At 71.2% G+C, this 3,803-nt stretch carries 4 protein-coding genes; 3 read left to right on the top strand and 1 reads right to left on the bottom strand.

What is annotated here, in order from left to right:
- Window positions 1-215: hypothetical protein (locus WA805_RS27655; protein WP_425243797.1), on the top strand; the 215-nt coding region annotated here is incomplete at its 5' end.
- A 516-nt stretch (window positions 216-731) separates the two neighbouring features.
- On the opposite strand, the gene WA805_RS27660 is transcribed toward WA805_RS27655, so the two are convergent.
- Window positions 732-2,912: a glycoside hydrolase family 127 protein gene (locus tag WA805_RS27660; protein WP_425243798.1), complete on the bottom strand. Its 2,181-nt coding sequence runs from the start codon at window positions 2,910-2,912 to the stop codon at window positions 732-734.
- A gap of 238 nt (window positions 2,913-3,150) precedes the next feature.
- On the opposite strand from WA805_RS27660, the gene WA805_RS27665 reads away from it, so the two are divergent.
- Window positions 3,151-3,525, top strand: a complete 375-nt coding sequence (locus tag WA805_RS27665; RefSeq protein WP_425243799.1) for a YciI family protein — start codon at window positions 3,151-3,153, stop codon at window positions 3,523-3,525.
- Window positions 3,526-3,553: 28 nt separating this feature from the next.
- Window positions 3,554-3,803: sigma factor (locus WA805_RS27670; protein WP_424563457.1), on the top strand; the 250-nt coding region annotated here is incomplete at its 3' end.

A 3,803-nucleotide genomic window follows, 5' to 3' on the forward strand; every position in this document is an offset into this window, starting at 1 on the left:
GCGCCGGCACGGCCCGCGGCGCGACCGTGGCGGATCACCCGGCCCTCGCTGGCACCACGACCGCTGTCGACGCTGCGGCGCCCGCGCCGTCACCGGTGCATCCGCACCTGCTGTGGGTACAGGAACACCTGCACCACCTGAGCCAGAGCGCCCAGACGGTTAGCGCGCCCGCGCAGCGGGTGGCCGAGGCCCGCCGCCGCCCCTGGTGGCGCTAGCCCCGCCGCGACAGCCCCATGCCCCAGCCGGGCTAGCTGCCGGTTGCGCAATCGGCAGGTCAGTCTGGGCGCGTTCGGGCGTCCAGACGCGCCGTGCCGCACGCACATAGGGCGAGAAATGCATCGCAGAACCAGGACAAAAGGGACATAAAACAGGCAGATCTCGCCCTATGTGCCGAACACTAGTCATCGTGACCACGCACGGGCCGGGCCGGGACGTCCGCGCCCATTAGGTTGCGCGAGCCGACCTTGCAGTCAGTAACTTCGTATCACTCTTCGTCTTCGCATCACTTTCGGCCCTTTTTGCGCCCGATTTGCCCGATTCTAGGGGCGGAAAGTGATGCGAAGATGGGCGCCCACCCCGCCCGCAAGCAGAACTTGGGGCAGGCGCGGCGCATGGTGCGAACACGCGGCAGCCGGTCCTCCAGCGAGGCGATCAGGAGGAGCTGCCTGCGTTGGGGTTCGGTGACGTTGGGGACCGTGGGATTTGTGGGGCAGCGCCCGCGGGCGGGCCGGTCAGGTTTCGGTGGTTTGCCAGTAGACCGTGTAGGGCTTGTGCTGGGCGCGGGATACCGGGATCAGGGTGATCGGCTGGGCGTCGGCTGTCGCCTCGAAGGTCATCGGGTTCGCCGTGGTGCGGCGGACCGACGCGGTGTCGAGCACCGGCAGCGCCGTGGCCTGGCCCTCGCCGGTGACGCCGGGAACGCCGCCAGGGGCGGAGTTCCCCGCGGCGTTTCCAGTGGGCGGGGACGCGGTGCTCGGGGGCGAGGCGGTGCTTGGCGCGGCGGCGGTGCCCGGGGCCGGGCCGGCCGCCGCGTAGCCTGCGCCGTAGAGGCCGCTGAGGACGACCGGGCCGTAGCTGACCGCCTGGACGGCAGGGTTGTCGGGGGCCCGGTTGAACGTCAGGCTCATCGGGAGGGTCACGGTGAGCCAGTCGCCAGGCTGCCAATGGCGGCTGACCACTGCCCACCCGCCGGCTGAGCCGGCGGGGACCACCGCGTTCCGCAGCGGGGTGCCGTTCAGCACCACCTCGGGCGGGCCGGCGGTCCAGCCAGGCACCCGGACCCGGAGGTCCATCGGGGCCGCGCCGCTCACCACGGTGAGCCGGACGACCGGGGTGTCGGGGAAGCCGGTGGTCTGCCGGAGCGTGATGCCCTGGTCGGCGCAGCGGACCTCGGAGGGGATGAACAGGTTCACGTAGACGCCGCGCGCGTCGCGCGAGTAGATGGTGTCGGCGAACTTCACCTGCGTCTCGAGGCCGGTGGCGTTGTCGCAGGTGAACGTGTCGTAGTCGGTGGCGTAGACGTCGGGGTCGCCGCCGGGGAAGTAGTTCAGCGGCTGCTCCTTGAACGCGCCGGGCGACAGCCCGGTGTAGTAGCAGACGAAGCCGTGCGGCGAGTCCGGGTCCTGGCTGCCGAGCATTTGGTTGAACAGCCCGCGCTCGTAGGAGTCGAGCAGGTCCACCCGGGTCAGGTCGTGGAAATGCAGCAGCCTCGTCAGCTTGAGCATGTTGTAGGTGACGCAGCCCTCGCAGGTGGAGTTGGACAGCGCGCCGGCCACCACGTCAGGCGCCGTCCAGTGCTCGTAGTTGCCCTGCCCGCCGATGATGTACGAGTAGTGCGCGGTGGCGATCTGCCAGAAGTTGTACGCGATGGCGCGGTACTTCTGATCGCCGGTCTCCTCCCACATCCGGAGGCTGGCGATCACCTTCGGCAGGCTGACGTTGCACTGCGCCCCGCGCAGCGCGTCGTCGCCCGCCGCCAGCGGGTTGAGGAACCTGGCGTGGTAGAACCGCTGCGCCGTCCGCAGGTAGCGTTCCGAGCCGGTGATCCGGTACAGGTTGGCCAGCGACTCGGGCAGCCCGCCGTACTCGGTCTCGAGCACATGCTGCATGTGTGCGTAGCTCAGCCGCGCCGTCCTGGCGTCCACCCAGTCGGCCAGCCGCACCGCCACGTCCAGCGCCTGCCCCACGCCGGCCAGCTGGTACTGGTCGATCATCCCGGCCAGGTACTTGTGGATCATGTAGTACGGCGACCAGACGCGCTGGCCCGCCTCCAGCCGGTCGAAGAAGGACTCGGGGAACGCCGACAGATAGCCAGGCGCGTACCCGGCGAGCGGCGCGATCGCCTGCAGCTGGGCCAGCTCGCCGACCAGGTACTCCCCCGCCGCCTTCGCCCGCGGGTCGCCGGTGTTGGCGTAGGTCAGCGCGAGACCGGACAGCAGGTGGCCGGTGGTGTGCCCGCGCACCTGCATGTTGGGCGCCTCCCACCCGCCGACCGGCCGCGCGGCGGACGGCCGCCCGTAGTTCAGCCTGAAGGTGTGCAGCATCCGGTTCGGGTCGAGGAACAGCAGGTAGTCCTTCGTCCGCCCCTGGTTAGCGCGGAACGCGCTGTCCAGCAGCCGGACCGAAGCCAGCGGGTACGCCGCGGTGGCGCCCGCGGTCCCGTCCGGGGCGTAGCCGCTGCGTCCCATCGGGTAGCCAGGCACGTACGCCGGGCTGTCCGGCCACGGGTCGGCGGCCGCCGTCCCCGCGACGCCCCACCAGGACGCGGGCTGCCAGCCTGCCAGCCACGCTGACTCGGCCGCGAGCACGGCGCCGCCGCCAAGCAGCGCCATGGCCTGACGCCGGGACAGGTCGGATCGCCTGCCGACCCGGGCCCTGATCGCACCGGCCGCCCGCCTCGTGACTTCCCGCACGGTGCCGCTGCTTCCCTTCGTCGCGGTCCGCTCCCGATAACCCCAGGCCCCTGGGCCCGGCCCCTACGCCCCCGCAGCCTCGCCCGCCGTGATCGTACCGCCGCGCCGCCCGGAAAAGAATGCACGGCATCATGGATGCCGATGTAGAAAATCGCGGGACGGCGCCGTACCAGTCAGTGACAGCCGCCCGTCGCGGGCGGCGGCGGAACCATACGGGAGGAGCACCACCGTGAAGTACATGCTCATCATCTACGGCAACCAGGAACTGTGGAACTCAGTCGGCCCTGACGAGCAGCAGCGGCTCTTCGAGGCGTTCGACGCGTTCAACAAGGAGTACTACGACACCGGCGAGCTGCTCGGTGCGTACGGGGTCGCGGACGCCGCCGCCACCAAGCTGGTGCGGCTGGCCGACGGGCAGCCCGCCATCACCGACGGCCCGTACCTGGAGACCAAGGAGTACCTGGCCAGCTGGTACCTGATCGACGTCGACAGCGAGCAGCGTGCGGTCGAGATCGCCGCCGCGCTGCCGTCGGCGGTGCACCAGCCGACGGAAGTGTGGCCGATCCTGCACGAGGCGTCCCGCGAGGCGGGCGTGGACATCGGCGTCGTCTGACGACCGCCGCCAAGGAACGGCAGCCGCCATGGCCACAAGCACCGAGGACCTGCTGCGCGCGCTCGCGCCGCAGGTCCTCGGCGTGCTCATGCGCCGCTACGGCGGCCTCGACACCTGCGAGGACGCGGTCCAGGAGGCGCTGCTCGACGCGGCGACGCAGTGGCCCGCGTCCGGCACGCCGGACAACCCGCGCGGCTGGCTGCTCACGGTGGCCACCCGTCGGCTCACCGACATGCTGCGCGGCGAGTCGGCGCGGCGGCGGCGCGAGGATGCCGTCT

Source organism: Trebonia sp., from assembly GCF_049794275.1.
Lineage (GTDB): Bacteria > Actinomycetota > Actinomycetes > Streptosporangiales > Streptosporangiaceae > Trebonia.